Here is a 256-nt window from a genome sequence, read left to right as displayed (position 1 = left end):
CAATACCCCCTGTATTTTATGATAACTATAATTTAGCATATTTATTTGAGAAGGTTGCTGTGTGTAATTTANNNNCAAATAGATGTAATGATTATGATTATTATTTTAGTTCAAATGATGTATTGTTTGCAGAAGGATTTTCTGGTNCTGCAGGATTGACTTTACTTATTTTAGAAGCTTTATTAAATAAAACTGCAATAGTTAATTATCCAATTACAGGTTTTATGTTACCAAATGGAATAATAGCACCAGTTGA

The sequence above is a fragment of the Candidatus Nanopusillus massiliensis genome (genome assembly GCF_920984865.1).
Note: the sequence above shows the minus strand (reverse complement) of the source record.